The 457-nt window shown below is 73.3% G+C and carries 1 protein-coding gene; it reads right to left on the minus strand.

What is annotated here, in order from left to right:
- Positions 1–8: 8 nt before the first annotated feature.
- A partial coding sequence (locus GVL12_RS25795) for a TolC family protein (RefSeq protein WP_159918389.1) occupies positions 9–457 on the minus strand: 449 nt, incomplete at its 5' end.

Genomic DNA, 457 nt, shown 5'->3' on the forward strand with positions numbered 1-457 from the left:
GTTGGCGCTCACGGCATGCCGGTGAGCACCTGCGGCTGCGTGCGCAGCAGCCAGGCGCCGCGCGCCTTGGCGTAGTCGGCGCGGGCGGCCAGGGCGTCGAGCACGGTGGCGCGCAGGGTGCGCTGCGCATCCAGCAGGTCGGTGAGGGCGATGGCGCCCTTGCGGTAGGCCAGCTCGGCGTTGTCGGCCACCTGGCGCGCGCGGGGCAGCACGCCCTGGTCGTAATCGGTGGCGCGGCGCGCGGCGTTGTCCATCGTCTGGCGCAGGCGCTGCAGGTCCAGCAGCGCCAGGCGGCGGGTGTTGTCCAGCGCGTCCTGGGCCTTGGCATAGTCGGCCTGGGCGCGGCCAATCTCGCCCTGGTACTGGTAGCCCCACTGCAGCGGGATCTGCACACGCAGTTCGACCTGCCGGGTGGAGGTACCGGGGTAGTGGTCGACGGAGGCGCCCACCGTCCAGT

This window comes from Pantoea sp. 18069, from assembly GCF_902706035.1.
Lineage (GTDB): Bacteria > Pseudomonadota > Gammaproteobacteria > Burkholderiales > Burkholderiaceae_C > Comamonas.